This window comes from Oceanisphaera litoralis (genome assembly GCF_016907015.1).
GTDB lineage: Bacteria > Pseudomonadota > Gammaproteobacteria > Enterobacterales > Aeromonadaceae > Oceanimonas > Oceanimonas litoralis.
The window spans coordinates 1-4,710 of record NZ_JAFBBE010000041.1 but is presented as its reverse complement, the minus strand read 5'-3'; the positions used below and the strand labels follow the sequence as shown (position 1 = coordinate 4,710).

Annotated in this window: 2 protein-coding genes; both read left to right on the top strand. The window is 49.7% G+C overall.

What is annotated here, in order from left to right; translation table 11 throughout:
* Positions 1–347: 347 nt before the first annotated feature.
* A complete protein-coding gene (locus HNR62_RS15860) occupies positions 348–1,340 on the top strand; it encodes a Fic family protein (RefSeq protein ID WP_204797053.1) in 993 nt (330 codons plus the stop codon).
* 68 nt (positions 1,341–1,408) lie between these two features.
* Positions 1,409–4,462 carry a type I restriction endonuclease subunit R gene (locus HNR62_RS15855; RefSeq protein WP_204797052.1) on the top strand — a complete coding sequence of 1,018 codons (3,054 nt, stop codon included), beginning with the start codon at positions 1,409–1,411 and terminating at the stop codon, positions 4,460–4,462.
* Positions 4,463–4,710 lie beyond the last annotated feature (248 nt).

Genomic DNA, 4,710 nt, shown 5'->3' with positions numbered 1-4,710 from the left:
AGCAGCACACTTCAAACCATTTTTCTGATAAATCAATCGACTAGCCTCCCTGTAGCAAGCTTTGACAGCAGCCTCCGCTTAAGATCCTACGAATGAATACGTCTTTATACAGGTGACTTATTTGATATTCCTGTTCCTATAGCGCCAGAAGATGAACAGCTAGAGATACTTGCATCTCTTGAAAAACAGTCTAAATATTTTGATCATGTTATTGATATACAACAAGAACAAATCCAAAAACTCAAAGAATACAAAACCACGCTGATCAACAGCGCCGTGACCGGAAAAATAAAGATCACCCCTGATATGGTGCAAGCCGATGCGCTTGCTTAACGCCGGGAGCAGAAATGGCCTATAGCCCGCAGTTTCAGCTCACCCATACCATGATGCGGCGGGTGGCAGAAATTTCAGAATATATCGGCCAGTGGACGGCCAGCAATCAGGGTGCCCTGGTGCAGCAACTGCGCCGCGAAAACCGTATTCGCACCATACAGGCCTCACTGGCGGTCGAGCAAAACACCCTTACGCTGGAGCAGGTGACGGCGGTGATTGCCGGCAAAACCGTGCTCGGTGCGCCCAAAGAAATACAGGAAGTGCATAACGCCTTTGCCGCCTACGAGGCCATGGCACACTGGCAGCCGAGTAACGGGGACGATCTGTTAAGCGCCCATCAGATGCTGATGCAAGGCCTGGTGCTGGATGCAGGGCAATGGCGCAGCGGTGGTGCCGGTATTTATCGCGGTGAGCAGTTAGTGCACATGGCACCACCGGCCAATCAGGTGCCGCGACTGATGGCACAATTACTGGACTGGCTGGATACGACCGATGCCCATCCGCTGATTGCCTCGTCGGCGTTTCATTACGAGCTGGAGTTTATTCACCCCTTTAGTGATGGCAATGGCCGCATGGGGCGCTTGTGGCAAACCCTGATCTTGAGTCAGTGGCAACCCTTGCTGGCCTATTTGCCGGTAGAAACCGTGATTAAAGCCCAGCAGCAGGCCTATTATCAGGCGTTTCGCCAGGCGGATGTAAGCAGCGACTGCACCTGCTTTATTGAATTCTTGCTCGGTGCCATGGCCACCGCACTGCAAGACGCGATTGCCGTTGAGCAAAAAACGCGGGTAGAAATGAAGGTAAAAACGCGGGTAAAAAAACCGTTAACCACGCCAGAGCAGATCCTGGATTTACTCAAGGCCCAGCCAGAGTTGACCCTGGCCGAGGTGGCCCGGCATTTAGGCCGCTCGGTGAGCACCATAGAGCGTGCAGCGGCCAAGCTGAAACAACAAAATCGCTTAAGCTATCAGGGCCCGAAAAAAGGCGGCCACTGGCAAGTGCATTAACCATGTGTTGTGGTGTCGTGTAACAGGCAATGGAGAAAGCCAGAAGCCGCGGATAAATAGGATGTTTTATGGTCAGTAAAACCAATGAGCAAGCATTAGAAGCCGCCATTGAGCGGGCATTAACCGGTAACTGCCTTGAAGACAGTAAAGGCGGTATTGCCGATGCCGCAACCACTTCTTATAGCCGCTCACACCTTGGCTATGCAGCAGGCTTTGCCAGTGATTTTAATGCGCAATATGCGTTGGATGAACGGTTTTTTTGGCAGTTCTTAGAGCAGACTCAAGCCAAAGAGCTGGCCAAGCTCAAGCAGCACCATCCTATAGATTGGCAGCGTAAATTGCTGGAGCGTTACGATCGGCTGATTAAAAAGCACGGTATTTTACATCTGCTGAAAAAAGGCTTAAATGTGGACGATGCCCACTTTAATCTGCTGTATCCGGCGCCCCTGGCCAGCAGCAGTACGGTAGTGGCGCAAAACTTTGCCAGTAATATTTTTAGCTGTACCCGTCAGCTACGGTATTCTCAAGCCAATCCGTTGCAAGAAATAGACATGGTGCTGTTTATCAATGGCATACCGCTGATCACCATGGAACTTAAAAATGCCTGGACCGGCCAAACCGCACGTTATCATGGCCAAAAGCAGTACCGTGAAGACAGAGACACCAAGCAGCCGCTGCTGAACTTTGGGCGTTGCCTGGTTCACATGGCGGTGGACACCGACGAAGTGTACATGACCACCAGGCTGGCGGGTAACAACACCTTCTTTTTGCCCTTTAATAAAGGGCATAATCACGGTAAGGGTAATCCACCTAATCTTGGCAGTAAGGGTATGGGCGGGCACAAGACAGCCTATCTGTGGCAAGAGGTGTTCAGTAAAGAAAGCCTGGCCAATATCATTCAGCATTTTGTGCGCCTGGATGGCAGCAGCAAAGATCCGTTGCACAAGCGCACCTTGTTTTTCCCGCGTTATCAGCAGCTGGATGTGGTGCGCAAGCTGGTGAGCCATGCGGCGCAACACGGGGTAGGCCATACCTATTTAATTCAGCACTCTGCCGGCTCTGGCAAGTCAAACTCCATTACCTGGGCGGCCTATCAACTGATTGAAACCTACCCGGAGTCAACCGAAGTTGCGGGAGGCCGCCGCCTTGATCAGCCCTTGTTTGATTCGGTGATTGTAGTGACCGATCGACGATTGCTTGATAAACAGCTACGAGATAACATTAAAGAGTTTTCTGAAGTCAAGAACATTATTGCCCCGGCCAACAAGTCATCCGAGCTTAAGCTGGCGCTGGAAACGGGCAAAAAAATCATCGTTACCACCATCCAGAAGTTTCCGTACATTATTGATGGCATTGCCGATCTCAGTGATAAACGCTTTGCGGTGATCATTGATGAAGCGCACAGTTCGCAGTCGGGCACGGCACACGACAATATGAACCGCGCCATGGGTAAAACGGCAATAGAAGAAGCCGAAGATGCCCAAGACAAGATCCTGCAAGCCATGCAATCACGCAAGATGCGCGGTAACGCCTCTTACCTGGCGTTTACTGCCACCCCCAAAAACAACACCCTCGAAAAATTTGGTGAGCTGCAAGCCGATGGCTCTTTTAAGCCGTTTCACCTGTACTCGATGAAACAGGCGATAGAAGAGGGCTTTATCCTGGATGTGCTGGCCAACTACACCACTTACAAAAGCTATTACGAAATTGAAAAATCGATAGCCGATAACCCCGAGTTTGATACCCAAAAAGCGCAGAAAAAACTGCGCGCCTTTGTTGAACGCAGCCAGGACACCATTAACACCAAAGCCGAGATCATGTTGGATCACTTTATCCCACAGATAGTGAATGCCAAAAAGCTCAAGGGCAAAGGCAAGGGCATGGTGATCACGCAAAATATTGAAGCTGCTATCCGTTATCACAAGGCGATTAAGCAGATTCTGGAAAAGCAAGGTAACCCCTTCAAGGTGTTAGTGGCATTTTCTGGCACGAGTAAACCTGTAGATGGCATTGAATATACCGAGGCAGAGATAAACGGTTTTTCCGAAGCGGATACCGCCAGCCAGTTTGATGGTGACGAGTATCGCTTGCTGGTGGTGGCAAATAAGTATTTGACCGGCTTTGACCAGCCTAAATTGTGCGCCATGTATGTGGATAAAAAGCTCAGCAGCGTGTTGTGTGTGCAGGCGCTGTCGCGGCTAAACCGCAGTGCGCCCAAGCTTGGCAAGAAAACGGAAGACTTGTTTGTGCTGGATTTTTTCAACGGCGTGGACGATATTCAGACCGCTTTTGAACCCTTCTACACTGCCACTTCTTTATCGCAGGCTACCGATGTTAATGTGCTGCATGAGCTGAAAGATGTGCTGGATGAGGTGGCCGTCTATGAATGGTACGAAGTAGAAGCCTTTATCAAACACTACTTTAATGGCGATGATGCACAAACCTTAAGCCCCATCATAGACACGGCTGCCGCGCGATTTAATGATGAGCTGGGTCTTGAACATGAAGAGAAAATCGACTTCAAGATCAAGGCCAAGCAATTTGTGAAAATTTACGGACAAATGGCGTCTATCATGCCTTATGAAATTGTGGCATGGGAAAAGCTGTACTGGTTGTTGAAGTTTTTGATCCCCAAGCTGATTGTCAATGACCCCGACTCAGATGCCATTGATGCACTGCTCGACTCGGTTGATCTCAGCTCTTACGGTTTAGAGCGGGTGAAACTGAATCACGCCATTGGCCTGAGTGCCGAAGAAACCGAGCTGGACCCGCAAAATCCCAATCCTCGCGGCGCCCATAATGGTGAGCCAGAAACCGATCCGTTAGACGAGATAATTCGTACCTTTAACGAACGTTGGTTTCAAGGCTGGAGCGCGACGCCAGAAGAACAAAAAGTGAAGTTTGTAAATATTGCCGACAGCGTGCGCCAACATCCCGACTTTGCCGATAAATACCAAAACAATCCCGATCCGCATAACAGAGAGCTGGCCTTCGAAAAAATGCTGAAAGAGATCATGCTGCAACGCCGCAAAGATGAGCTAGAGCTGTATAAGCTATTTGCCAGCGACGCCGCGTTTAAAACCTCCTGGACGCAAAGCATGCAGCGCATGGTGGGGTCTTAGATAAAAAACTGCTAAATACATGGCCTTTTTTGAACAATATTTTACGTTGTAAAATTTAGCATAAAAGCCCGTTTTCGTTGGGGACGGGGCTTTATGCTATTTCATCCAAATAAGCGTGTTGGGTTCCTATGCTTTGTTTGCCGTTTGGTAGCTAACCTTAGCCATCCCCTCATATGAGCTAGAGCTGGCGCGGCCTCGCGGGTAGACTACCCGTCTTTGAACCAAACTCGACGGCACGGCAGCTCATG

Bases quoted from the DNA above. Each gene is read 5' to 3' on its own strand.
- HNR62_RS15860 (WP_204797053.1), top strand. From the start codon at position 348: ATGGCCTATAGCCCGCAGTTTCAGCTCACCCATACCATGATGCGGCGG.
- HNR62_RS15855 (WP_204797052.1), top strand. From the start codon at position 1,409: ATGGTCAGTAAAACCAATGAGCAAGCATTAGAAGCCGCCATTGAGCGG.